This window comes from Sphingomonas swuensis (assembly GCF_039538045.1).
GTDB classification, from domain to species: domain Bacteria; phylum Pseudomonadota; class Alphaproteobacteria; order Sphingomonadales; family Sphingomonadaceae; genus Sphingomicrobium; species Sphingomicrobium swuense.
In genome coordinates, this window is record NZ_BAABBQ010000001.1 from 96,458 (window position 1) to 120,330 (window position 23,873).

The window sequence follows — 23,873 nt, forward strand, 5'->3', positions numbered from 1 at the left end:
GCGGGTGCGGCAACGACTGTGCACCCCCCCCGCCGGACGAGCGGCCTGCGCACTACTACTCGGCCGGATGCGGCGCCGAACCTGTCTGTAGTTGGAGCCAAGGCATCAGCATCCCGACCCGCTGCCGATATTCCTCATAGTCCGCGCCGAATACTCCGACGAGGTCACGCTCCTCGGCCCGGATGGCAAGCTCCCTTTCCGGGGAGGCCGCAGATCAACATGATCCGACCTGCGTCAGAAGCTGGGTCGAAGCCTAGACCGTGAAGCTCTCGCCGCAGCCGCAGGCACCCTTGGCGTTGGGATTGGCGAAGGTGAAGCCGGCAGTGAAGTCGTCCTCCACCCAGTCCATCGTCGATCCGATGAGATAGAGGATCGAGCCACCGTCGACGTAGAAGGTCCCGCCGGAAGTCTCGATCTTCTCGTCGAACTTGTCTTCGGTGGTCACGTAGTCGACCGAATAGGCAAGACCCGAGCAGCCGCGGCGCGGGGTCGACAGCTTGACGCCGATCGCGTCGGCGGGCGCCTGCGCCATGAGCTTGGCGACGCGCTGCTCGGCGGCAGGCGTCAGCGTGATCGCGGCTGGGCGAGGGCGGCGGGTGGTGGTCGCCTGGCTCATCACAGCATCCCCAGTTCGAGCCGGGCCTCGTCGCTCATCTTGGACGGATCCCAGGGCGGATCCCAGACGAGCTTGACCTCGGCATCGCGCACGCCGGGGACCGACAGCACCCGAAGCTCGACCTCGCCGGGCATGGACTCGGCCACCGGGCAATGCGGCGTGGTCAACGTCATCGTCACCACCGCGTCACCGTCGGCATCGACCGCAACGTCGTAGATCAGCCCGAGCTCGTAGATGTCGACCGGGATCTCGGGATCGTAGATGGTCTTGAGCGTCTCGACGATCGCCGCCTGCAGGTCGCCGCCGGGGCCGGCCGGGGACGCCTGCGCGGGCTGCTCGGCAAGGAAGCCGGCAAGATAGTCGCGCTTGCGTTCGAAGGTCTCGGCCGGCGTTTCCGCCTCGACCCGCGCCTTGGGCGGCGGACTGACCGCTTCGACTTCCTCGATGTTGATCTTGCGTTCCTCGTTCATCCGAAGATCCGTTTCACTTTCCTGAGGCCCTCGACCAGAGCGGCGATGTCGCTGCTGTCGGAATGGGCGGCGAAGCTGGCGCGGCAGGTCGCCGGAACACCGAGCAGCTGCATCAACGGCTGCGCGCAATGGTGGCCGGCGCGGATCGCCACGCCTTCATCGTCTAAGATGGTGCCGACGTCGTGCGGATGCACCCCCTCGACTTCGAAACTGACGATCCCGGCGCTTTCCTCGGGCCCTAAGAGGCGGACGAAGCCAAGAGCGCGCAGCGCGTCGCGGCATTCGGCGACGAGGCGTGCCTCATGGGCGTGGATACGGTCGATCCCAATGCCCTCGACCCAATCGATCGCGGCGGCGAGCCCGATCCCGCCGACGATGTGCGGGGTGCCGGCCTCGAACCGCTGCGGCGGCGGCATGAAGGTGGTGCGCTCGAACGAGACGCTGTCGATCATCGCGCCGCCGCCCTGCCACGGCGGCATGCTCTCGAGCAGCGCCTTGCGCGCCCACAGCACGCCGATCCCGGTCGGCCCGTAGAGCTTGTGACCCGAGTAGGTGTAGATGTCAGCGCCGCTGGCAGCGACGTCGATGGCGACTCGCGGCGCGGCCTGGCACCCGTCGAGCAGCAGCAGCGCGCCCCTGGAGTGCGCGATCCGAGCCGCGCGTTCCACGTCGAGGATCGAGCCGAGCACGTTCGAAACATGCGCGAAGGAGACAAGGCGATGCTCGTCGCTGATCATCGCCTCGGCGGCGTCGAGGTCGATCCGGCCATCCGCGGTCAGCGGCACGACGTCGATCGCGTAGCCGGCGAGCTGCCAGGGCACGATATTGCTGTGATGCTCGAGCGCAGAAAGGAGGACTCGACCCCTTCCCTCCTTCGGGAGCACCTGCGCGACGAGGTTGATCGCCTCGGTCGCGCCGCGGGTGAAGACGGTTTCCTCGGCCGCGCCGCCGATGAAGTTGCCGGCGCGGGCGCGGGCGGCCTCATAAGCCAGCGTCATGTCGGCGCTGCGCTGGTAGACGCCGCGATGCACCGAGGCATAGTCCCGCGCATAGGCCTGGGTGATCGCGTCGATCACCGCCCGAGGCTTCTGGGCGGAAACGGCGCTGTCGAGATAATGCCAGCCGGCGATTGCGGGAAATTGGTCGCGCACGTCGAGCGCCGCGCTGATCGGCGCCTGGACGTTCACCGCGCCACCTTGCGCAACAGGCGACGGGTTTCGGCGATCAACTCGTCGCGACGATCAGCGGGTGCTTCGTCCCACAGCTGCAGGACGAAACCCTCGAGCAGAAGCGCCTTGGCGCTAGCAGGGTCGAGCCCGCGCGACAGGGCGTAGAAGAGCTGGTCGGGATCGAGCTCGCCGACGGAGGCGCCATGGGCGCACTTCACGTCGTCGGCGTAGATCTCGAGCTCGGGCTTGCAGTTGGCGGTGGCGCCGCGGTCAAGCAGCATCGCCTTGACCGACTGCTCGCCGTCCACCTTCTGCGCGTTGCGCGCGACCGCGACCTTGCCGAGGTAGGAGCCGGTCGAAGTCCCGGCGAGGACGCTTCGAACGACCTGGTTGGAGGTGCCGTTCGGCTCCTCATGACGGACGACGGTGACGATTTCCTGCGTCGCCTTGCCCCCAGCGATATTGGCGGCATGAAGCGCAAAATGCGCGCCGTCACGGACCGTCACGTCGACTTCGACCCTGCCATAGTCGGTCGCGCCATTGAGGACGAACAGCGACAGTGTGGCGCCGGGCTCCAGCACGATCTCGGCACGGTGGACCTCCACGCTGTCCTGATTGACGATCAGAACGTGGGCATCCTGTTCGCCGGCCGGAATGTCGATGCGGCGTGCGGGCGCGAGGCCGTGCCAGACGCGGTCGAGCGCCGCCAGGTCGGCGTAGCGATAGGCCTCGTCCTTGCGGGTCGGAAGAGTGGCGACGCTCATGCGACCTCGGCGTAGCCTCCGCGCTCAAGCTCATGCGCAAGCTCGGGACCGCCCGAACGGGTGATCTGGCCCGCGGTCAGGACGTGGACGCGGTCGGGCTGCACATAGTCGAGCAGGCGCTGATAGTGGGTGATCAGCAGCACGCCCTTGTCGGGCGCGCGCATGATCCGGTTGATGCCGGCGCCGACGATCCGCAGCGCATCGATGTCGAGCCCGCTGTCGGTCTCGTCCAGCACCGCGAACTTGGGCCGCATGATGCCCATCTGGACCATCTCGGCGCGCTTCTTCTCGCCGCCCGAGAAGCCGACGTTGACCGGACGCTTGAGCATATCGACGTCCATACCCAGCTCGGCCGCTTCGGCCTTTGCGAGGCGGATGAACTCGGCGCCCGACAGCTCGGCCTCGCCGCGCGCGCGGCGCTGGGCGTTGAGGCTCTCGCGGATAAACTGCATCGAGGAAACGCCGGGGATCTCGACGGGATATTGAAAGCCGAGGAACAGCCCGGCGGCGGCGCGCTCGTGCGGCTCCTGCGCGAGAAGGTCGGTGCCGTCGAGCGTGACAGAACCGCCGGTGACCTCATAGCCCGGCCGTCCGCCCAGCACGTAAGCCAGCGTAGACTTGCCCGCTCCGTTTGGTCCCATGATCGCATGCACCTCGCCCGCCGGAACGGCGAGCGAAAGGCCGTTCAGGATCGGCTTGTCGGCGACGGTCGCCTGGAGGTTCTGAATGTCCAACATCAGTTCTTTGGCTTTCCAGCGGGGCATGTCTGCAGAAATTGGTGGCGCATGGTGTCGATGGTCTCGCGACGGAGGCTCTCCAGCAGTCGCTCGTCGTTCAAGCTGCGCTGACGGTTCTCAGCCGCGGCCTCAGCCAACGATAAGTCCTGTTCGGCGGCGACCGACGGCTGTTGCCGCAAGGCCATTCGGCGCGCGACTAGATCGCGCCGTTGGGCGACAATTGCCTCCTGCTCGCGGAAGGTGGAGAGCATGAATTCACTACGTCGAGCCGCCTCCGCCGAGAAGGTCGGATTGGTCAGGCTGCGGTCGCAAGTTGCTACCGCCTTGCCAAGCATGTCGAGATCCGCGGCCGTCGTGGCCGACGCAAGAAGAAAGAGCGAAATCACCCCACGCTCCCCTCGAGGCTGATCCCCAGCAGCTTCTGCGCCTCGACCGCGAATTCCATCGGCAGCTGCTTCAGCACCTCGCGGGCGAAGCCGTTGACGATGAGGGCCACCGCCGCTTCCTGGTCGAGCCCGCGAGCCATGGCGTAGAACAGCTGATCCTCGCTGATCTTCGACGTGGTCGCTTCATGCTCGATCGTCGCGGTCGGGTTCTTGACCTCGATGTAAGGCACGGTGTGGGCGCCGCACTGGTCGCCGAGCAGCAGACTGTCGCACTGGGTGAAGTTGCGGACGTTCTCGGCGCCCGGCATGACCTTCACCAGCCCGCGATAAGTGTTGTCGGAGCGGCCGGCCGAGATGCCCTTCGAAACGATGGTCGAACGGGTGTTCTTGCCGATGTGGATCATCTTGGTGCCGGTGTCGGCCTGCTGCCGGTTGTTGGTCAGCGCGACCGAGTAGAATTCGCCGACGCTGCCATCGCCCTTGAGGATGCAACTGGGGTACTTCCAGGTGATCGCCGAGCCGGTCTCGACCTGCGTCCACGACACCTTCGAGCGCGCTCCCGAGCACATCGCCCGCTTGGTCACGAAATTGTAGATCCCGCCGACGCCCTCGGCGTTGCCCGGGTACCAGTTCTGGACGGTGGAGTATTTCACCTCCGCATCCTCGTGGGCGAAGATCTCGACCACCGCAGCGTGAAGCTGGTTCTCGTCGCGCATCGGCGCGGTGCAGCCCTCGAGGTAGCTGACGTAGCTGCCCTTGTCGGCGACGATCAGCGTGCGCTCGAACTGGCCGGTATTCTCGGCATTGATGCGGAAGTAGGTCGACAGCTCCATCGGGCAGCGGACGCCCTCGGGGATGTAGACGAAGGTGCCGTCGGAGAAGACGGCCGAGTTCAGGCAGGCGAAGAAGTTGTCGCGCTGCGGGACCACGCTCCCGAGATACTTGCGGACGAGATCGGGGAATTCCTTCACCGCTTCCGAGATCGAGCGGAAGATGACGCCTGCGCGGTCGAGCTCCTCGCGGAAGGTCGTCGCGACCGAGACGCTGTCGAACACCGCGTCCACCGCGACCTTGCGCGCACCCTCGACGCCGGCGAGCACCTTCTGCTCCTCGATCGGGATGCCGAGCTTCTCGTAAGTCCGGCGGATTTCGGGATCGAGCTCGTCGAGACTCGCGATCGTCGGCCGCTTCTTCGGCTCGGCGTAATAATAGGCGTCCTGATAGTCGATCGGCGGAATGTCGAGCTTGGCCCAGTCGACCTCCTCCATCTCGAGCCAGGCGCGATAACCCTTCAGCCGCCATTCGAGCAGCCACTCGGGCTCGCCCTTCTTGGCGCTGATGAAGCGGACGGTGTCCTCGGACAGGCCCTTTGGCGCGAACTCGGATTCGATGTCGCTGGTGAAGCCCCACTCGTAGGTGGCGAGCTTCTCGGCGGCCTCGTGCGCTTCCTGGTTCCGGATGGTGGTGGCTTCGTTCATGCGATTTCCATGCGGCGCTCGGACGCCAATTGCTCAAGCGTGATACCGGCCAGCGCGTCGCGCACGGTCCGGCTGACAATATTCATGTGCGGCTTCAGGCGGCAGCGGCTGTCGAGTGCGCAGTCGCTGACTTCGTCCGACCCGCTGCACTGCGTCATCGCGATCGGCCCCTCGACCGCCTCGATGATGTCGGCGAGCGTGATCGTCGTGGCTTCGCGGGCGAGGACGAATCCCCCACCGACCCCGCGGCTGGTCTGCAGCAGGCCGGCCGTCGCGAGCTTGCCCAGCACCTTCTGGGCGGTCGGCAACGGAACCCCGGTCTCTGCCGCAAGCAGGGACGCGCTGAGCCGTTCGCCACCCGAGCGGGCGGCGGCAGCGGTCAGGATCACGACCGCATAGTCGGCAAGGTGGGTCAGTCGCATAATGGAGTGTTCCGGTCCTATTTAGGCCGGAGCACCCGATTCTACAACCGGTCCTGTCCTAGGCTTTGGTCCGGGCGATCCACTCGTCGACGCGGGTCTCGAGCATGCTCAACGGCATCGATCCGGCGAGCAGGACCGTGTCGTGGAACTGCCGGTCGTCATACTTCGGCCCGAGCGCGGCCTTGGCCTTGGCGCGCAGTTCCTCGATCTTCAGCTTGCCGATCATGTAGGCGGTCGCCTGGCCGGGATAGACGGCGTAACGCTCGATCGCCTTGACGATCCCACCCTTGGCGTCGGCGCTATTGTCCTCGACATATTTGATCGCCCGCTCGCGGCTCCAGCGTTTGTGGTGAAGTCCGCTGTCGACCACGAGCCGGATCGCGCGGTGAAGCTCGAGCTGCAGCCGACCGAAGTCGCGATAGGGGTCCTCGTAGAGTCCCATCTCCTTGCACAATTTCTCGGCGTAGAGCCCCCAGCCTTCATCTGTGGCGGTGTAGCCGCTGAACTGGCGGAAGGGCGGCACCTCTCCCTTGCCGAGCTCGCTGAGCAGCGCGCCCTGGAGGTGGTGACCCGGAATGCCCTCGTGGCAGAACAGCGCCTCGACCTCGATCGAAGGCATGTCGTCCATGTCGTAGAGGTTGACGTAGTAGGTGCCCGGGCGCGAGCCGTCGGGCGGCGGATCCTGGTAGAAGGCCTTGCCCGCGCTCTTCTCACGGAAGGGCTCGACCGGCTTGATCAGCAGCGGCGCCTTGGGGAGGCGGCCGAAGAAACGCGGAAGCGCGGTTTGCACCGCGGATTGCGCCTTGAGGCTCTCGTCGAGATACTTCTGCTTTCCCGCTGCATTGTTCGGGTAATAGAAGCGCCGGTCCTCGCGCATGAACTTGAAGAAGTCCTGAAGCGAACCCTTGAATCCGACCCGGTCCTTGAGCGCGGTCATTTCGCCGTGAATCCGCGCCACCTGCGCGAGGCCAAGGTCGTGGATCTGGTCGGGCGTCAGGTCGGTAGTCGTGTAGAACTTGGTCCGCGCCTGATACTCCGCGGCACCGTTGGCGAAGCGCCAGATTCCGTCGTCGGTACCTGCCCGGGCCATCTGCGCCTGCATCGCGGCGATGACCCGCTCGTAGGCAGGCTTTAGGTCACGGACCATCGCGGTCCGTCCGGCCGCGAGCAGCCGTGCCTTGGTCGGAGCGTCTGCGTCGAGTTTTCCGACCTTGGCCTGGAAGTCCGCCCACAGGTCGTTGTCGGCCTGCCTGTCGAAGGGTGCGCCGCGGATCAGGTTGCGACTGTCGGCGATGACGTAGGGATAGACCCACTTGGGCGCGAGCACGCCGCCGGCTTCGCGCGCCTTCGCCTCGGCGATCGCCTCGTCGAGGTAGACGGCAATGGCGGAGATGCGGCTGACGTAAGCCTCGGCGTCCGAGACATTGTCGACCTTGTGGATGTTGATGAGGAATGCCGGGCCGTCGCTTTGCGCCCCGTTCATCTGGTCGAACACCAGACCGTTCTTGCGGAACGGCTCGACCACCTCGCGGCGCGCGGCCCGATATTCGAACAGGTCGAAGCTCAGCTGGTCCTCGGGGCTGAGCGTGGCCCGCGGGAAGCGGCTCCGAAGCTCGGCCAGGTAGCGCCGGTCGAGCGCACGGTCGCGCTCGTCGGCGGCGTCGCTCAGCTCGTCCCACTTGCCATAGTCCGCGTCCTTGATCCCGCGATAGGCCTTGGACAGTGGCGACAAAGCGAGTTCGGCCTTGTCATACTCCTCGAAGAAGGCCGCGAGAGCCGCATTCCGAGCGGGGATCGACACCGGTGCCGGAACAGCTTCCGGCGGCGCTTCGGCAAGCGCCGGAGGGACGACCAGCGGGTCGGGCGCGGTGGTTGCGCAGGCTGCCAGCAGCGCGGTGGAGGCGAGCAGAAGGATGTGCTTCAAGTCGGGCCTTTCCGGTTCGTCGCGCCGGACCTACAGCCGGCAAGCCCCCCGCTTGTTGCAGGCGGGATGGTCCGGCTCAAGCCGGGTCGGGCAGGCTTTCGACCAACAGCGGGAACGCATGGCTCTTTATCCCCTCCTCCGCCCCTTGGTCTTCCGGCTCGATGCCGAACGCGCCCACCGGCTCAGCATCGCGGGGCTGAAGGCGCTCCCGGCGGCGCGGCAGCCCGCCTTCGATCCGGCGCTGCGCATGGAGGTCGCCGGCCTGTCCTTCCCGTCGCCGGTCGGCCTCGCCGCAGGCTACGACAAGGACGCCGAGGTGTTCGACGCCATGCTCGGCCTGGGCTTCGGCTTCGTCGAGATCGGGACGGTCACCCCGCTTCCGCAACCGGGCAATCCCAAGCCGCGCATGTTCCGGCTGGTCGAGGATGCGGCGGTGATCAACCGCCTGGGCTTCAACAACCAGGGCCAGCAGGCGGCGCTCGCCAAGCTCCGCGCCCGGCGCGGCGGAGGGGTTGTCGGGGTCAACATCGGCGCGAACAAGGACAGCACTGACCGCATCCGCGACTATGCCGAGGGCGTCCGTCGGATGGCGCCCGTGGCCGATTATCTGACGATCAACATCAGCTCGCCCAACACGCCAGGTCTTCGCAACCTCCAGGCGGGGGGCGAGCTGGCCGAACTGCTGGCTGCGGTACGCGAGGCGCGCGGGTCGCTGACGACGAACCCACCCGTCTTCCTCAAGGTCGCCCCCGACCTCGACGAGGGTGACCCGATCCGGATCGTCCGGGCAGTGGTGGACCATGGCATCGACGGGATCATCGTGTCGAACACGACGGTGACCCGTCCCCCGCTCAGTTCGCGCCACCGCGACGAGGCCGGCGGGTTGTCGGGGATGCCGCTCGCCAGCCTCGCCATGCACCAGCTGAAGGCGTTCCGCTCGGTCGCAGACGGCGAGATCCCGCTGATCTCGGCGGGCGGCATTGCCTCGGGTCATGACGCGTGGAACCGGATCTGCGCCGGCGCCAACCTCGTGCAGCTCTACTCGGCGATGGTCTACGAGGGTCCCGGTATCGCGCGGACGATCGCCGACTATCTGCTAGGACGCCTTGCCCGGACGCGCTTTTCCACCCTCGCCGAGGCGGTCGGCTCTAGCGCCTGACCGGGGTCCGGCGTTCGTCGATCAGGACCACGCCCTCGCGGCGCGGATCGAAGCCGGCGTCGAGCCGCCCGCCGTCACGAAGGAGGACGGCATGGATGCCGCTGTCCTCCCCCTGCCCCGGCTTCACCTCGACGCCCCTGGCGCGCAGCCCGGCAACGACCCCCGGCGCGAATTTCGGCACCTCGCCGTTGAAGCTGGTTCCACGTGCAACGAGATTGGGCAGCTCGATCGCCTGCTGCACCGGCATCTTCCACAGCACCGACGCCACCAGCGTCTTTCCGACATAAGCGAGGATCGCGCTTCCGCCCGGGCTCCCGAAGGCACCGGCGAACTGGCGATCCCTCGTCAGCAGGACGAGCGGGGTCATCGACGAACGCGGGCGCTTGCCCGGCGCGACCGCATTGGCCGCCGCACGGCCGGACGCCTCGACCGGCGAGAAGCTGAAGTCGGTCATCTGGTTGTTGAGGAAGAAGCCGTCGACCATCCGGCCCGAGCCGAAGATGCTTTCGACCGTCGTGGTCATGCTGACGACGTTGCCGGCGCTGTCGCCGATGATGAAGTGCGAGGTTCCAGCGGGCTCTCGAGTCCCGTCGATGCCGGCCATGACGGCGCCGCGCGGCGTTCCCGCTTGCGGTGCCACTCCGGCGGTGGGCGCGATCAGCCGAGCCCGTCCCTCGATATAGGTGGGCTCGAGCAGCCCCTCGACCGGCACCGTCACGAAGCGCGGGTCGGCGACATAGCGGTCGCGATCGGCGTACATCAGGCGCGAGGCTTCGGCGAACAGGTACCAGGCCTGTGGGTCGGTGGCGTTGCGCTGCGCGATGTCGGTCCGGTCGAGCATGCCGAGCAGCTGGAGCGTCGCCACTCCGCTCGAGGGCGGCGGCGGCACGCAGGCGACGTAGGACTGCCAGTCGCGGCAGAGCGCCTCGCGCTTCAGCGGGCGATAGCGGGCAAGATCGGCGCTGGTCATCGCGCTTGGAAAGGGGCCCTGGCGCACGCGCTCGACCAGCCGCGCCGCGGTCTCGCCGCGGTAGAGCACGTCGGCGCCGCCGCGTGCGAGGCGGCGGAGGAAGCCGGCGTAGAGGGGGTTGCGCAACGTCTCGCCGGCTTTGAGCCGGGTACCGTCGGGCTTGCTGAAATATTTGACCGCGTCGGGCACGGTCAGCTCGGGCCAGTCGCCCGCGATCATCCGGCCGAGCCGCGGGCTGATCACGAAGCCGGCGTCGGCGGTACGCTCGGCCGTGGTGAAGAGCGACGACCAGGGCAGCGCGCCATGCTCGCGCTGCACCATCTCGAGCATCCGCAGCGCGCCCGGGACACCGGTCGCGCGACCGCTGATGACCGCCGTCGCGAAGGGGAGCGGCTTGCCGTCGGTGCCGATGAACATGGTCGGGCTCGCCCCCGCTGGCGCGATCTCGCGCCCGTCGTAGGCAATGACCTTGCCGCTGCCGGCGTCGTACCAGGTCATGAAGGCACCCCCGCCGAGTCCGCTCGACTGGGGTTCGACCAGGCTCAGCATCGCTTGCACTGCCACTGCTGCGTCGGCGGCGCTGCCACCACGCTGGAGCACCTCCAACCCGGCCTGCGCGGCGAGCGGATTGGCGGCGATGACGAAGCCGTCGCGGACCGGCGCTGCCGGCGGACGCGTGGAAAGGGTCGCGCAACCGGTGGCGGTAAGGGCGAACAAAGGGGCGAGGAGCAAGCGCATGAGCATGACAACGCTGCTAGGCGGGGGTGTGGCGCATGTCACGATATCGTCTTAGAAGCGGGCGCGCGGGCAGAAGGACGACCATGCGCAAAGGCACACAGCTCGAACAGTTTCCCAACCTCGTCGCCATGTTCCTCGACCGGGTCGACCAGCGCGGTGATGCGCCCTTCCTGTGGGCGAAGCGCGGCGGCCAGTGGAACTCGACCAGCTATAACGAGGCCGCGCGGCAGGTGGCGGCACTCGCTGCCAGCCTGCAGAGGCTCGGCTGCAAGCCCGGCGACCGGGTCATGCTGGTCAGCGAGAACCGGCCCGAGTGGCTGATCGCCGACCTCGCGATCATGGCGGCGGGCTGCGTCACGGTCCCGACCTACACGACCAACACGACCCGAGACCACACGCACATCCTCACCAACAGCGGAGCGCGGGCGGTCATCGTCTCCTCGCAGAAGCTGGCCAAGGCCCTGATTCCGGCGGTGCTCTTCTCCTCCGACTGCCACGACGTGATCGGGATCGAGGACATCCGCACCGGCCAGCCGGTCAACGGCGCGCGCTTCCATCATTGGGCCGAGCTCGTCGGCACCGGGGGCGATCTTTCCGAGATTCGTGCCCGCGCAGCGACGACCGGCCGCGACGACCTCGCCTGCCTCATCTACACCAGCGGCACCGGCGGCGCACCGCGCGGCGTTCGCCAGCACCATGGCGCCATTCTCCACAATGTCGCGGCCTGCATCGACGTCATCGCGAACGACTTCGGCTGGGACGACGAGATCTTCCTCTCCTTCCTGCCCGCGAGCCACGCCTACGAGCATAGCGGCGGGCAGATGTTCCCGATCGGGCTCGGCGCGCAGATCTACTTCGCCGAAAGCCTCGAGAAGCTCGCTGCCAACATCGAGGAAGTCCGGCCGACCCTGATGGTGGTCGTCCCGCGGCTGTTCGAGATGCTCCGACAGCGCATGCTCAAGGCGATCGAGAAGCAGGGCGGGCTCCCGCAGAAGCTGCTCAACCGTGCCCTCGAAATCGGCAAGGAACGCTACGAACAGGGTTCGATCCCCCTCAAGGACTGGCCCGCCGACCTCGCGATCAGGCTGCTCCTCAAGCGCAAGGTCAGCCAGAAATTCGGCGGAAGGATCAAGGCGATGGTCTCGGGCGGAGCGCCGCTCAATCCCGACGTCGGCATGTTCTTCCATTCGCTCGGGATCACCATGCTCCAGGGCTATGGCCAGACCGAGGCCGGCCCGGTGATCAGCTGCAACCGTCCCAAGGTCGGCATCCGGATCGAGACGGTCGGCCCGCCTTTGCTCAACACCGAGGTCCGTGTTGCCGACGATGGCGAACTGCTGGTGCGCGGCGAGCTGGTCATGCACGGCTACTGGAACAACGAGGAGGAGACCCGCCGAGTCCTCAAGGACGGGTGGCTCCACACGGGCGATATCGGTCACTTCGACGACCAGGGGCGGATCGTCATCACCGACCGCAAAAAGGACCTGATCGTCAACGACAAGGGCGACAACGTCTCGCCGCAGCGAGTCGAAGGGATGCTCACCCTCCAGCCCGAGATCGCGCAGGCGATGATCTATGGCGACCGCCGGCCGCACCTCGTGGCGCTGCTCGTCCCCGAACCCGAGCTGGTGAGCGAGCTGAAGCGCGACGACGCGGCGATCCGCAATCGCCTGCAGAAAGCGGTCGACCGGGTGAACGCCGAACTGAGCGTCGTCGAGAAGGTTCGCCGCTTCACCCTCGCCGACGAGGGTTTTACCGTCGACAATGAGCAGATGACGCCGAGCATGAAGATCCGCCGACACGTCCTCAAGGGCGTGTACGGCGAGCGGCTCGACGCGCTCTACGGGAAGTAGGGCCTAACTGCGCCCGGGTGCGGTATAGGGCACGAAGTCGCCGAGCGCGCAGCTTCCGACGGTCGCACCCTGCGAGGTGTCGATCACTTGGGCGATCTCGCCGCGGCAGAGCGATCCGCTGCTGAACTGCTTGGTCAGGAGTGCCCGGCCGGACGTCCCGAGACCGCTGCACGGGCCGGTGACATCGTTTCGCCAGACCCTGCTGCCGCCCTCGCGGAACAGGATGGTGTTCTCGTCGATGACGACCATGTCCTGGCTTCGGTAGCTCGGCAGGCATGACACCGGCTGCCCGGCGACCTTTCCGCCAAGCAGGCGGTCAAGTTCCTTCTGGGCGGAGGCGGAACGCTGCTCGGGCTCGCGGTCGGTGGTCGCACAGGCGGCAAGGCCGAGCGTAGCGGCAAGAACGGCGGTGGCGGCAAGGGTCAGGCGGCGCATGTCGATCGATCCTTCAAGCGAGGTTCGTGTGCTGAACGCATGGCCGAGCTTGCTGTCTCCTCGCTTAACGGAAGCTGTCCTTGGCCGAGCGCAGGCGCGCGAATTCCTCGGCGTCGCGGGCGCGGACGAACAGATTGCTCGCTTTCTCCTCGCCGATGGTCGTCGGGAGGGTCGGCCTCCCCTCCCCGCGCAGCCTTTCGACCTCGGCGAAACGGCGGTTCACCGCCTCGTCGCTGGGCGCTTCCGCGGCCAGGAAGCGATAGTTCGAGAGGGTATATTCGTGCGCCGGGTAGATGATGGTTTCGTCGGGCAGGGTCGAAAGCCTCTGGAGCGAGGCGTGCATCTGTTCGGGCGTTCCCTCGAACAGTCGTCCACAACCGCCTGCGAAGAGGGTGTCGCCGACGAAGGCGCGGTCGGGCAGGATGAAGGCGATATGCCCGAGCGTATGGCCCGGGACCGCCCATACCTCGGCCTCGCGGGCCCCGATCATCACCCGATCGCCGTCGCCGAGGCCATGATCGAGCCCGGCGAAGCGGTCGCGCTCGGCTTCGGGTCCCCAGACGCCGGCTCCCGTCGCGGCGACGACCGCCGGAATTCCGGCGGTATGGTCGGGGTGCCAGTGGGTGATCAGCACCTGATCGATCGACCAGCCTCGCTCGCGGGCACCCGCAAGCGCAACCTCGCCGTCGCCCGGATCGACCACCGCGGTGTGCCCATGCTCCTCGTCGTGCAGCAGCCAGATGTAATTGTCGCTGAGCGCAGGAAGCGCGACGACCTCCATCACCACACGCCCGTGTTCGGCATCGAGATCCACGGCTCGGCCGGGGTCCGTGCACCACCCTTGTTGAGCAGCTCGATCGAGATATTGTCGGGCGTCCGGACGAACGCCATGCGTCCTTCGCGCGGCGGGCGGTTGATCGTCACGCCGGCGTCCATCAACCGCTGGCAGGTCGCGTGGACGTCGTCCACCTCATAGGCGAGGTGACCGAAGTTGCGGCCGCCGTCATATTTCTCCGGATCCCAATTGTGGGTCAGCTCGACCTCGCCGCCCTCGTCGCCCGGAACGCCGAGGAAGATGAGCGTGAAACGGCCGCCTTCATTGTCGATCCGCCGCCTTTCCTCGAGTCCGAGCAGGTTGAAGAAGCGGATGGTGGCGTCGGGATCGCTGACGCGGATCATGGTGTGGAGAAACTTCACGGTGTCGAACTCCCGGGGGTGGTTGATCGCCAAGGTGACGACGAAGCGCCGGAGTTCAAGGTTCGTTCCTAGTCCAGCAGGTCGATCACCGTTCGGCGGAGCAGCGCCAGCTCGGCCGGTTCGGACAGGCGGTGGGTTCCGCCCTTGACCACCGTGAGCTGGACGTCGGCCGAGACGAGCGCATCCTTGGTCCGGAACGCCACCTCGAGCGGGACCTCGGCGTCGCGGTCGCCGTGCAGCAATCGCACCGGCCCCGCGAAATCGATTGGCCGATCGAGCAGCTTCAACTGCTCGCCGGACCGGAAGAAGGCGCGCGTCGTCAGCTCGGCTTCGCCGCCATAAGGATTGGGCCGGCGAAGTTCTCCGGACCGCTCCAGCTCGGCCTTGTCATCGTCGGAGTAGCCCCAGCTCGTGAAGTCGGGAGCCGCGGCGATTCCGACGAGCGCTTGTACTCGTGGACCGAGCCGCTCGGCGAGCAGCAGCATCAGCCATCCGCCCATCGACGAGCCGATGAGGAGCAGCGGTCCGTCGGCCAGCGCCGAGACCGCTTCGGCCTCTTCCAGCCAGCGGTCGAGCGTACCCTCGGCAAAGGTGCCGGACGATTCGCCGGTGCCGCTATAATCGAACCTCAGCATCGGCAGGCCGCGCTTCTCTGCCAGCGCATCGAGGGCGACGGCCTTGCTGCCCATCATGTCCGAGGCATAGCCGGGCAGGAAAAGCAGCGTCGGCCCGCTTCCGGAACGATGGCGAACGGCGAGACGACGGTCGCCGGGAAGGGAAAGCCAGGTCGGATCCATGCCCTCCCCTTACCCGTCCGCTCAGCGCGCGGCGAGCCGCCCGCCGCTTTCTCTTGCGGCAAGTTCGGCGAGGGCACGATCCGTCACCGCAACCCGGCAGTCGCGGATCGCGCGCCTGCCGGCGGGATCGGCCGAACTCGCCTCCCCGCAGACCTCTGCCGCGGCGATGGCGAGCCGGTGACGAAGCGTCGCCTGGCCGGACCTGCTCGTGAGATCGAGATCGCTGGTCACCACTCGCGCCGAAGCGCTTGGCCCCGGCATCGCCGCCGGAAGGGCCTGGGCAAGGCTTGCAGCAGCGATCGAGGCCGCTGCCATGATGATCGAAACCTGCTTCATGAGTCGCGCTCCCTGTCCTGTTCGGGAGCGCTATGCGCCTTGGGAACGCTGGTCGGGAGCAACGATGTTGCGCTGCCGTTCTGCAGAAACGTTGAACCGCTTACTTCTCGTCGAGCCACCCTGGAGGCGCGGTCCCGACCTCGATGGTGGTCACCTTTTGAGCCGCGGGAGGCTTTGTCGGCGACTGCTTGCCGGGCCAGGCCACGACCATGATCCCGACCGCGAGGATCGCCAGGCCCATCATCAGCAGCGCGTAGGGCACCACCCCGAGCCAGGGACGCGGTTCATCGCTCGGATCCCCCCGGTCGTTGGCGGCGGATGCGCGAAGCAAGGCGGCCTGACGATGGGTCCGGCGCGGGCGACGGGGCGGCCAATAGTCTTCGGCCCGGGTCCAGGCCCGTGATTTTTCCTGCGGATTTGGCATGGCTGAAGGGGGAACGCACCAGTTGAAGCGGGGCTGCACGACCCGGCGCAAAGTCCATCCTCCGGTCGCGTAATCGGCCACGAAGAGCGCCGCACTTGCCGCTCCCGATGAGAGCCCCTAACCCGTTGCCCTCATGGCCAAGCAGCCCGCTCGACCCCGCCCCGCCCAAGCCTCGGCCATGCCTGCCCCGGCGCGAGGCGGATGGTTCCTCTCCCTCATCAAATGGGGAGTGGTGCTGGCCCTCTTCGGGCTGGTCGCGCTCGGCGTCGCGGTCGCGGTCGCCTACACCCAGTTGCCATCCTACCAGAGCCTGTCGAACCGCTCGGACCTAGGCCAGAACATCCGGGTCCGCTCGGCCGACGGCAAGCTGCTTGTCCAGCTCGGCCCCAATCTCGGCGAATGGATCAGCTACGGCGACATTCCTCCGACGATGCGCGCGGCGATGATCGCGGTCGAGGACAAGCGCTTCCGCCACCATCCCGGAGTCGACCCGATCGGCGTCGCGCGCTCGTTCAAGGTCCGCGTGCAGACCGGGCGGTTCAGCCAGGGTGGCTCGACCATCACCCAGCAGCTCGCCCGCAACATCTTCCTGACCAACAGCAAGACATTCGGGCGCAAGCTGCGCGAGGCAGTGCTGGCGCTCGCGCTCGAGCGGAAGTTCAGCAAGGACCAGATCCTCGAGCTGTACCTCAATCGCGTCTACTTTGGTGGTGGCGCCTACGGCATCGACGCCGCCAGCCGGACCTTCTTCGGCCATCCCGCGACCGCTCTCAGCCTCGGCGAGGCGACCATCATCGCCGGGCTGGTCAAGGCGCCGAGCAACTATTCGCCCACTGCCGACGTCGAGGCCGCCCAGGGCCGCGCCGGCGTGGTCCTGAAGTCGATGGTCGACAACGGCTTCGTTTCCGCCAGCGCGGCCGCTTCCGTCGATCCGGCCAAGATCGTGGTCCAGCAGGGCGCCAAGCAGAACAGCATCCGCTACTTCACCGACTGGGCACTCCCGCAGCTCGACACGCTCATCGACGAGAGCAACGAGCCGATCGAGGTGTGGACCACGCTCGACACGCGTATGCAGGGCGCGGCCGACCGCGCGATCAACGCCAACTCGCCCAAGGGTGCGCAGGGTGCCCTCGTCGCCCTCGACCGCGACGGCGCGGTCCGGGCGATGATCGGCGGACGCGACTATGTGTCGAGCATCTACAATCGCGCGACCCAGGCGCAGCGCCAGCCCGGCTCGGCCTTCAAGCTGTTCGTCTACCTCGCCGCGCTCGAATCGGGGATGAAGCCGACCACCACGCTGGTCGACGAGCCGATCACGATCGAGGGCTGGCAGCCTCGCAATTCGACCCGCACGCACCTCGGCGCGGTGTCGCTTCGTGAGGCCTTTGCCCGCTCGATCAACACGATCAGCGCCAAGATCGGGGCTGAGCTCGGCTTTTCCACCATTGCCGACATGGCCCAGCGCTTCGGCATCACCTCGTCCATTTCGACCTATCCCTCCATGGTGCTGGGGACGAGCGACGTGCGGCTGCTCGACATGACCCGCGCCTATGCGGCGGTCGCCAATCGCGGCGTTTCGGTCCTGCCCTATGCGATCACCCGGGTGACCGCCGCCGACGGTCGCCTGCTCTATCGTCATGCCGCCGACGAGCAGCGGACGCTGGTCGCGCCGTGGGTCGCGGCGGAGATGACCGACCTTCTCCAGACCGCGGTGATGAGCGGAACCGGCCGGGCCGCGCAGATCGGCCGCCCGGTGGCGGGCAAGACCGGGACCACCAGTTCCAACAAGGACGGCTGGTTCATCGGCTTCTCGAGCGGGATCACGACCGGCGTCTGGATGGGACGCGACGACGCGCGCACCATCGGCGGGCTCCAGGGCGGCACCGCCCCCGCGCGCGCCTTCCACGATTTCATGGTCGCCGCGGTCGCCGGCCGCCCGCTCGAGCAGTTCGAGACCGAGGTTCCAATGCCCAACTGGCAGCTCGAGCCGGGCGAGGATACCTATTCGGACAATGGCGTGGTCGGGATCGAGCCGCTGGTCGACGAGAATGGCAATCCGATCGGCACGCCGTCGTCCGATCCGCTCGGACCGCAGTCGCCGCCCACCGACCAGGCTCCGCAGGGAACGGTTCCGGAGCAAGGCGAACTCGACCGGATCTTCGGAGGCGATCTGCCTCCACCCGAGCGGCAGCCCGCCCCCGCCCCGGCCCCCTCAGCTCCGGCCGACGGCGCGCAGCGACGGCCCGAGCCGACGCAATTCTGAGCGGGCGCAGGCCACCGGCCCGCCATAGAGATGCTCTTCCGCCTGCTTGAACGCGGGCGAATGATCCATGTGGAGGCGGTGGGCGACCTCATGCGCGACCACGAAGCGGAGAAGCTCCGGTGGGGCGAGGATCAGCCGCCAGCAGTAGCGGATGTTGCCGCTCGACGAGCAGCTCCCCCAGCGGCTGACCGGATCGCCGATGCTGACCGCGCGCACGGTCACCCCGGCATTTGCGGCCACCGTCGCAGTCAGTGCGCTCAGCCGTTCCCGCGCCAGCGCCTTCAGCCAGCGATCGACCGCTCCCGAGACGCTCGCCGAAGGTCCGCCGACGAGCAGCATGTCGCCGCTTCGACCAACACCTCGCCGCATCGCGGGCTCATGCCGGATGGTCAGCCACTCGCCCTCGACAGGGATTTGCGCGCCATCGGCAAAGGGTTGGCCCGCCGGAGCCTTCTCGAGCTGGCGGTCGATCCATGACCGCTGCTCGACCGCCCAGTCGATCGCCTTTCGCGGCGAGGTCCGCCACGGCACCGTCAGCTTGAGCAGCTTGCGGTCATGGTCGACCCGCAGCCGCATGCGCCGGGCGCGCCGCATCCGCGTCACCGCGATCGGCAGCGGCAGCCCGGGATGTTCAGAGATCACGGTCGGTCAGGTGGAACTCGAGCTCGCCCGCGTCGACCTCGCTGATCGTCCAGCCGCGGGTCGACATGCCCGCCTCATGCACGCTCTCGCGACTTCCGCTCTCGAGATAGTGCCAGGCGGGAAGCGGTTCGCCGAAGGCGCGCAGCTTGTAGGCGCAGGTCACCGGAAGCCATTCGAGCTCCTCGAGCTTGTCCTTCGACAACTGGACGCAATCGGTCACCCACTTGCGCCGGTTCGCATAGTCGGTGCAGCGCCCGTGCTTACGGTCGAGCAGCTTGCAGGCGACATTGGTCGGGTAGAGCTCGCCGGTGTCCGCATCCTCGAGCTTGTGCAGGCAGCAGCGGCCGCAGCCGTCGCACAGCGCCTCCCACTGCCCGGCATCGAGCGCGGACAAGGGCTGGTTCCACCAGCGGTCGTTGGGAGTGGTCGGCTTGTTCATTGGCCGCGCAGACTTGGTCTGCTACGGCGCGGCAATCAAGCTTTCTGATCGGGTGGGCACGAGAATGTCGAAGGGGTTCAAGCTGTTGACCGCGCTTTGCCTGGGGGCGATCGCGCTTCCCGCATCGGCGCAGTTCGCCAATTCGGGCTACTCTTTCGTTCAGGCCGTGCGCGAACGCGACGGCACCAAGGCGACCCAGCTGCTCGACGCTCCGGGATCCAACGTCATCAACTTCCGCGACGACAAGGGCGAGAGCGCGCTGCATGTCGTGGCGGGCGCGCGTGACCTTCAGTTCATGCGCTTCATCCTCGGTCGGCGTGCCGATCCCAACCTTGGCAACCGGTCAGGCGACACCCCGCTGGTGATCGCATCGCGGATCGGTTTCCTCGACGGCGTCGACCTGCTTCTCCGCAATGGCGCCCAGGTCGACAAGGCCAACCGGCTCGGCGAGACCGCGCTGATCATCGCCGTGCAGCAGCGGCAGCTGCCCGTGGTCCGTCGCCTGCTCGAAAGCGGGGCCAATCCTGACCGAACCGACAATGCCACGGGCCGCAGCGCGCGCGACTATGCCAAGGTCGATTCGCGCGGGGCCGAGCTGCTGCGCATGATGGACTCGGCGCGGCCCAAGACCCCGTCGATCGTGTCCGGCCCGAAGCTCTGAGCTACTGACCGAAGCCGAGCGTCGGGTCGATCTGCGCGCTGAGGCGGCGGGCGGCACGGCGGGCGAAGCGGAGCAGTTCTGCCTTGCGGCGAGCGGGCGCGAGCGGGCGATGCGGTGCTTCGCGCAATACCGCCGCGTCGTAGCGATCGGCGACGATCACCCCGGCAGTGTCGGGAAGGAATCGGTTCTCCTCGAGCAGCCCGGCAAGATGGCCCGGCACCGCCCAGTAGAAGCGGTCGCAATAATCGAGATAGTCGGTCCACTTGCAGTCGCCCGACAGGTCGGCGCGGCTGACCTTGATCTCGACGATGACCAGCTGCCCCTTGGGATCGATCCCCATCAGGTCCGCCCGCCTCCCATTGGGGAGCGGGACTTCGCAGATGGCGAACAGGTCGCGACGGCAGAACAGCCGCGTGACTCCGCGCGCGACTTCGGCGGCAACCGGGGGAAGATCGGCGAAGCAGTCGCCCGGAACGATGGAATCAGGAGAGGTGGACACGCCCTGTTTCTAGAACAGGACGGGAACGAAGCCTAGCGGTAGAAGACGTGGTTGCCGACCGACGCGACGCGGGTCAGGCGCCAGCCCGGGCTGACCCGGCGGGCATGGAAGAACATGGCCTTGCCGATGTTGCTGGCATGAAGCGCGCCGTCGACGATGCGAGCGATGGCGACCGCATTCTTCCACTGGACGCCGCCCTTGTTCACTGCGGGCCAGCGGCCGCCGCGAACGAAGCTGAACTGGCCGCGCTGGGTCAGCACGCCGCAATAAGTGGAGGGGAAGCGACCCTTGCTGTTCGCACGGTTGGCAATGACCTGCCCGACCGCGAGCTGCCCGGCAAGCGGCTCGCTCTTGCTCTCGAAGTAGACGCCGGCGGCAAGGCACTCGAGCTCGCGGCTGCCGGCGTCGGTGCGGCGCAGCTTGGCGACGCTGTCCGACAGGCTCGCGCCGCGGATGGCGACTTCCTCGGCTTCACTATCGACGGGAGTCTGTGCGGGAGCCGCTTCCTCGGTTCCCGCGACGGTGGCAGGAGCGAGCGGATCGGCGGCGATCGGGGCAGTGACGAGGGGTTCGGCGGCTTCGTTGGCAGCGACGGCGGCGACGGCCTGTTCGGTGGCGGTACCCGGGCGGACCTGGGCCGGAGCAACGGAACCTGCGCTGAGCGCAGTGGCGGCAACCATCAAGGCGAAACGACGAACCACTTAGTACCCATCTTCGTGCGGTGGACCGGCAGACAGGTGCGTCGCTGACCTCCGCAAAGAGGCCTCGATGTCACGCCTGGGCTGATCCCCCGTCTCGCGCGTCTCCCCGGGCGTTTGACGACCCGGGGAGCACCCCGCTCAAGAACTGTTCCTCGGTTCGTCGCATCCGAGTTCAAGCGCAAGGGCGTCAGATCATTTCAGCGATGAATCGTTCTGCCGACGGGACGTCCAGCTCCAATGTCCACAGATCGGGGTCGTTTCGACGGGCACGCGCTACATGTTGATCGAGGTTGGCCGAATCACCTGCGGGGCGCGAGGACCAAGCGTAGATCCCCTTCGCGTCGAGAGAGCGCTCGACCAGCGCCATGGGCTGTCCACGTTCGAGCAGGACGAGGAGGATCGCCCCTCGCTCAGGGTCCCCGCGGTGCAAGACCGCCCCGAATCCGCCTGCCGCCTGTGCCCTTGCAAGCAGCGCCGACGCCTCCAGCTGCGCCGCCAGCCGGGCATCGCTCATGGCGCTCGGTAGCCCTCGAGCCCAGCAAGCGCGATGTGCGAGCGGAGGAAGGTCCCGGTGCCGCGAGCGCATTCCTCGCCGCTCGAGTCGACGATCCGCGCTTCGGCCACGAACACGCGTCGCTTGCCCGAGACCCAGCGCCCCTCAGCCACCGCCGGGCCTTCGCGCATCGGCTTGGTGAAGTGGAGGTTGAAGGCGGTGGTCAGCAGGAAGCGGTCACTCACCAGGCTGTTGGCGGCGTAGAAGGCGGCATCGTCGAGCATCTTGAAGTAGAGCGTTCCGTGCGCGGCACCCGCGGCGTGGAAGCTGCTCGGCGAGACGAGGAAGTCGATCCGCGCCTCCCCTGCCGTGGCCAGGGTCAGACTCGATTCGAACAGGCGATTGATGGGCGCGGACGCGTAAAGGCTCTCGAGCGCACGGAAATGCGCATCGGCTCCGCGGTCAGGCGGCGTGCGGCTCATCGACACCCATCAGCACCGCGGTCAGCGCGTCGCGCGATCGTGCTCCGCGCAATTTCTCAAGCGTCGGCCCGTGCCGAACGACTCGGCTGATCGCGGCGAGCGCCTTGAGATGATCGGCCCCGGCATCGGGCGGCGACAGCAACAGGAAGACGAGGTCGACCGGTCCCCCGTCGATCGCCTTATAGTCGATCGGCTCGGCCAGGTGCGCGACCAGGCCGTAGATCCGGCGCAGGCTCGCGACCTTGCCGTGCGGGATGGCAACGCCGCCGCCAAAGCCGGTCGATCCCAGCCGCTCGCGATCGGCAAGCGCAGCGCTCAGTTCGGCCGCGTCCATCTGCAGGCGCGCGCCGGCGATCTGTCCCAAGGCATGGAACAGGGCGCGCTTGTTGGCCGCCGCGAGGGCGGGACGGCTCGCGTCAAAATCGAGAAAGCTGATCAACTGCATGCGCATCACTCTGGCGCCCACCGGGCGTGACTTCGCCGGGGCCAATGCCGCAACGAAGCGATGGGGTCTAGCGATCCCTGGGTTCGACCCAGCCGATGCTTCCATCGTCCCGCCGATAGACCATGTTGAAGGCACCCGACGCACTGTTCCTGAACATCAGTGCATTGGTGTTGCGCAGGTCGAGCATCATCACCGCGTCCGAGACGCTCGTTTCCGGGATGTCGACGCGGGTCTCGGCGATGACCGGCGGATGCTCGGGCACGGGCTCCTCGGGCGAAGGCGGAGGAGCAAACACCGTGTAGGCGGCATTGGCATCGAAGCCGTCGCGAGCGGCAGCGTCGCCCTTCCGTTCGCGCAGACGGGACTTGTAGCGCTTGAGCTGCCGTTCGATCTTGTCGGCGGCACCCTCGAACGCCTGGTGCGCATCATGGGCACGGTTGCTCGCCTTGAGCACGACGCCATTCACGACCGGCGCGACGATGTCGCAGATGAAGCCGTTGTCGTGCGGCCCCTTGCCGAAGGTTACGTTGGCCGTCGTCGCGCGAGCGAAATATCGCTCGGTAAGAGCCTCGAGACGGTCGGAGACATGGTTCTGAAGCGCCGCTCCGGTTTCGACCTGATGGCCTGCGACCCGAACTTCCACTCTGTCTCTCCTCGTTGATCAGGCTGCCGAGATGGTGGCCCAGATTGGCTCCTTGATGCCGGCCATGAAGCGTGCATGCGCATCGACCTCGGCAGCCGACGGAGCATGCGGCCGCGGTGCACGAAACAGGCGGTTGCCAGCCGCGATGCTTGCGCCCGGCTGCGGCGAGCGCGCCGCCTCGCCGCTGCTGTCGGCAACCAGCGAGAGCCCGATCTGCCGGCCTCCGCTCAGCTCCACATAGACTTGGGCCAGAAGCTGGGCATCGAGCAGCGCGCCGTGCTTGACCCGCGCGGTGCGGTCGACCCCAAAGCGGGTGCAGAGCGCATCGAGGCTGTGCTTGGCGCCCGGATGCCGGGCCCGGGCCATGACCAGCGTGCAGATCATCCGGCTGAGGCAGACGGGATCGCGGCCGCAATGCTGGAGCTCGGCATTGAGGAAGCCGAAATCGAAGCCGGCATTATGCGCGATCAGCGGCGCGTCGCCGATGAAGTCGATGAGCTCGTCGCACTTGTCGCCGAACAGCGGCTTGTCGCTGAGGAAGATGGTCGACAGCCCGTGCACCGCTTCCGCCTCGCTCGGCATGCTGCGCTGGGGATTGAAGTAGGCGTGATACTCGCGCCCGGTCGGGCAGCGGTTGATGAGCTCGACGCAGCCGATCTCGACCATCCGATCGCCCGTCGCCGGGTTGATCCCGGTGGTCTCCGTATCGAACACGATTTCACGCATGCGA

At 67.3% G+C, this 23,873-nt stretch carries 29 protein-coding genes; 4 read left to right on the plus strand and 25 right to left on the minus strand.

Features of this window, described 5'->3' with window-relative positions; genetic code table 11:
- Positions 1 to 253 precede the first annotated feature (253 nt).
- From ABD727_RS00475 to ABD727_RS00515, 9 genes are read right to left on the minus strand one after another with little or no spacing between them, the layout of a single operon-like run.
- The gene (locus ABD727_RS00475) at positions 254 to 616 is read right to left on the minus strand and encodes a HesB/IscA family protein (protein ID WP_344705424.1); all 363 of its coding nucleotides are present in this window, start codon (positions 614 to 616) and stop codon (positions 254 to 256) included.
- The gene (locus tag ABD727_RS00480) at positions 616 to 1,086 is read right to left on the minus strand and encodes an SUF system Fe-S cluster assembly protein (RefSeq protein WP_344705425.1); all 471 of its coding nucleotides are present in this window, start codon (positions 1,084 to 1,086) and stop codon (positions 616 to 618) included. Before ABD727_RS00480 ends, ABD727_RS00475 begins: the two co-directional genes overlap by 1 nt.
- The gene (locus ABD727_RS00485) at positions 1,083 to 2,273 is read right to left on the minus strand and encodes an aminotransferase class V-fold PLP-dependent enzyme (RefSeq protein WP_344705427.1); all 1,191 of its coding nucleotides are present in this window, start codon (positions 2,271 to 2,273) and stop codon (positions 1,083 to 1,085) included. The genes ABD727_RS00480 and ABD727_RS00485 overlap by 4 nt, the downstream gene beginning before the upstream one ends.
- Positions 2,270 to 3,019, minus strand: coding sequence for a SufD family Fe-S cluster assembly protein (locus tag ABD727_RS00490; protein WP_344705428.1), 750 nt, complete (start codon positions 3,017 to 3,019; stop codon positions 2,270 to 2,272). Before ABD727_RS00490 ends, ABD727_RS00485 begins: the two co-directional genes overlap by 4 nt.
- Positions 3,016 to 3,756 (minus strand): Fe-S cluster assembly ATPase SufC, encoded by a 741-nt coding sequence (gene sufC / locus ABD727_RS00495; RefSeq protein ID WP_344705429.1) that lies wholly within the window; start codon positions 3,754 to 3,756, stop codon positions 3,016 to 3,018. The genes ABD727_RS00490 and sufC overlap by 4 nt, the downstream gene beginning before the upstream one ends.
- On the minus strand, positions 3,756 to 4,142 hold the full coding sequence (locus tag ABD727_RS00500; RefSeq protein ID WP_344705430.1) for a hypothetical protein: 387 nt from the start codon (positions 4,140 to 4,142) through the stop codon (positions 3,756 to 3,758). Before ABD727_RS00500 ends, sufC begins: the two co-directional genes overlap by 1 nt.
- A complete protein-coding gene (gene sufB, locus ABD727_RS00505; RefSeq protein WP_344705431.1) occupies positions 4,139 to 5,620 on the minus strand; it encodes a Fe-S cluster assembly protein SufB in 1,482 nt (493 codons plus the stop codon). Before sufB ends, ABD727_RS00500 begins: the two co-directional genes overlap by 4 nt.
- Entirely contained in the window at positions 5,617 to 6,042 is a 426-nt protein-coding gene (locus ABD727_RS00510) for an SUF system Fe-S cluster assembly regulator (protein ID WP_344705432.1), read from the minus strand. The genes sufB and ABD727_RS00510 overlap by 4 nt, the downstream gene beginning before the upstream one ends.
- Positions 6,043 to 6,100: 58 nt before the next feature.
- Entirely contained in the window at positions 6,101 to 7,966 is a 1,866-nt protein-coding gene (locus tag ABD727_RS00515) for a DUF885 domain-containing protein (protein ID WP_344705433.1), read from the minus strand.
- Positions 7,967 to 8,084: 118 nt separating this feature from the next.
- On the opposite strand from ABD727_RS00515, the gene ABD727_RS00520 reads away from it, so the two are divergent.
- The gene (locus ABD727_RS00520) at positions 8,085 to 9,125 is read left to right on the plus strand and encodes a quinone-dependent dihydroorotate dehydrogenase (protein WP_344705434.1); all 1,041 of its coding nucleotides are present in this window, start codon (positions 8,085 to 8,087) and stop codon (positions 9,123 to 9,125) included.
- On the opposite strand, the gene ABD727_RS00525 is transcribed toward ABD727_RS00520, so the two are convergent.
- Positions 9,115 to 10,833, minus strand: coding sequence for a gamma-glutamyltransferase family protein (locus ABD727_RS00525; RefSeq protein ID WP_344705435.1), 1,719 nt, complete (start codon positions 10,831 to 10,833; stop codon positions 9,115 to 9,117). The two genes, ABD727_RS00520 and ABD727_RS00525, sit on opposite strands and share 11 nt — an antisense overlap.
- Positions 10,834 to 10,916: 83 nt before the next feature.
- On the opposite strand from ABD727_RS00525, the gene ABD727_RS00530 reads away from it, so the two are divergent.
- The gene (locus tag ABD727_RS00530; RefSeq protein ID WP_344705436.1) at positions 10,917 to 12,686 is read left to right on the plus strand and encodes an AMP-dependent synthetase/ligase; all 1,770 of its coding nucleotides are present in this window, start codon (positions 10,917 to 10,919) and stop codon (positions 12,684 to 12,686) included.
- A 3-nt stretch (positions 12,687 to 12,689) separates the two neighbouring features.
- On the opposite strand, the gene ABD727_RS00535 is transcribed toward ABD727_RS00530, so the two are convergent.
- From ABD727_RS00535 to ABD727_RS00560, 6 genes are all read right to left on the minus strand, one after another.
- The gene (locus ABD727_RS00535; RefSeq protein ID WP_344705437.1) at positions 12,690 to 13,121 is read right to left on the minus strand and encodes a DUF6491 family protein; all 432 of its coding nucleotides are present in this window, start codon (positions 13,119 to 13,121) and stop codon (positions 12,690 to 12,692) included.
- A gap of 64 nt (positions 13,122 to 13,185) precedes the next feature.
- A complete protein-coding gene (gene gloB, locus ABD727_RS00540) occupies positions 13,186 to 13,935 on the minus strand; it encodes a hydroxyacylglutathione hydrolase (protein ID WP_344705438.1) in 750 nt (249 codons plus the stop codon).
- On the minus strand, positions 13,902 to 14,318 hold the full coding sequence (locus ABD727_RS00545) for a VOC family protein (RefSeq protein WP_344705439.1): 417 nt from the start codon (positions 14,316 to 14,318) through the stop codon (positions 13,902 to 13,904). Before ABD727_RS00545 ends, gloB begins: the two co-directional genes overlap by 34 nt.
- 68 nt (positions 14,319 to 14,386) lie before the next feature.
- On the minus strand, positions 14,387 to 15,115 hold the full coding sequence (locus ABD727_RS00550; RefSeq protein ID WP_344705440.1) for an alpha/beta fold hydrolase: 729 nt from the start codon (positions 15,113 to 15,115) through the stop codon (positions 14,387 to 14,389).
- Positions 15,116 to 15,136: 21 nt separating this feature from the next.
- Positions 15,137 to 15,451 carry a UrcA family protein gene (locus tag ABD727_RS00555; RefSeq protein ID WP_344705441.1) on the minus strand — a complete coding sequence of 105 codons (315 nt, stop codon included), beginning with the start codon at positions 15,449 to 15,451 and terminating at the stop codon, positions 15,137 to 15,139.
- A gap of 100 nt (positions 15,452 to 15,551) precedes the next feature.
- Entirely contained in the window at positions 15,552 to 15,782 is a 231-nt protein-coding gene (locus ABD727_RS00560; protein ID WP_344705442.1) for a hypothetical protein, read from the minus strand.
- A gap of 226 nt (positions 15,783 to 16,008) precedes the next feature.
- On the opposite strand from ABD727_RS00560, the gene ABD727_RS00565 reads away from it, so the two are divergent.
- The gene (locus ABD727_RS00565; protein WP_425566739.1) at positions 16,009 to 18,138 is read left to right on the plus strand and encodes a transglycosylase domain-containing protein; all 2,130 of its coding nucleotides are present in this window, start codon (positions 16,009 to 16,011) and stop codon (positions 18,136 to 18,138) included.
- Here ABD727_RS00565 and ABD727_RS00570 read toward each other — a convergent pair.
- Entirely contained in the window at positions 18,088 to 18,780 is a 693-nt protein-coding gene (locus ABD727_RS00570; protein ID WP_344705443.1) for a M48 family metallopeptidase, read from the minus strand. The genes ABD727_RS00565 and ABD727_RS00570 overlap by 51 nt on opposite strands.
- Positions 18,770 to 19,219 (minus strand): YcgN family cysteine cluster protein, encoded by a 450-nt coding sequence (locus ABD727_RS00575; RefSeq protein ID WP_344705444.1) that lies wholly within the window; start codon positions 19,217 to 19,219, stop codon positions 18,770 to 18,772. The genes ABD727_RS00570 and ABD727_RS00575 overlap by 11 nt, the downstream gene beginning before the upstream one ends.
- Positions 19,220 to 19,304: 85 nt before the next feature.
- On the opposite strand from ABD727_RS00575, the gene ABD727_RS00580 reads away from it, so the two are divergent.
- A complete protein-coding gene (locus ABD727_RS00580; protein WP_344705445.1) occupies positions 19,305 to 19,880 on the plus strand; it encodes an ankyrin repeat domain-containing protein in 576 nt (191 codons plus the stop codon).
- Between the two features lies 1 nt (position 19,881).
- On the opposite strand, the gene ABD727_RS00585 is transcribed toward ABD727_RS00580, so the two are convergent.
- The 7 genes from ABD727_RS00585 to dnaQ form a co-directional block, all read right to left on the minus strand.
- Entirely contained in the window at positions 19,882 to 20,379 is a 498-nt protein-coding gene (locus tag ABD727_RS00585; protein WP_425566740.1) for an MmcB family DNA repair protein, read from the minus strand.
- A gap of 32 nt (positions 20,380 to 20,411) precedes the next feature.
- Positions 20,412 to 21,080, minus strand: a complete 669-nt coding sequence (locus ABD727_RS00590) for a cell wall hydrolase (protein WP_344705446.1) — start codon at positions 21,078 to 21,080, stop codon at positions 20,412 to 20,414.
- A gap of 187 nt (positions 21,081 to 21,267) precedes the next feature.
- A complete protein-coding gene (locus ABD727_RS00595; protein WP_344705448.1) occupies positions 21,268 to 21,594 on the minus strand; it encodes a DUF1491 family protein in 327 nt (108 codons plus the stop codon).
- Positions 21,591 to 22,055 carry a PaaI family thioesterase gene (locus tag ABD727_RS00600; RefSeq protein WP_344705449.1) on the minus strand — a complete coding sequence of 155 codons (465 nt, stop codon included), beginning with the start codon at positions 22,053 to 22,055 and terminating at the stop codon, positions 21,591 to 21,593. Before ABD727_RS00600 ends, ABD727_RS00595 begins: the two co-directional genes overlap by 4 nt.
- Positions 22,036 to 22,506 (minus strand): PTS sugar transporter subunit IIA, encoded by a 471-nt coding sequence (locus tag ABD727_RS00605; RefSeq protein WP_425566741.1) that lies wholly within the window; start codon positions 22,504 to 22,506, stop codon positions 22,036 to 22,038. Before ABD727_RS00605 ends, ABD727_RS00600 begins: the two co-directional genes overlap by 20 nt.
- A gap of 61 nt (positions 22,507 to 22,567) precedes the next feature.
- Positions 22,568 to 23,143, minus strand: coding sequence for a ribosome hibernation-promoting factor, HPF/YfiA family (gene hpf / locus ABD727_RS00610; RefSeq protein ID WP_344705450.1), 576 nt, complete (start codon positions 23,141 to 23,143; stop codon positions 22,568 to 22,570).
- An 18-nt stretch (positions 23,144 to 23,161) separates the two neighbouring features.
- Complete coding sequence (gene dnaQ, locus ABD727_RS00615; RefSeq protein ID WP_344705451.1) at positions 23,162 to 23,869, minus strand: DNA polymerase III subunit epsilon; 708 nt, start codon at positions 23,867 to 23,869, stop codon at positions 23,162 to 23,164.
- Between the last annotated feature and the right edge of the window lie 4 nt (positions 23,870 to 23,873).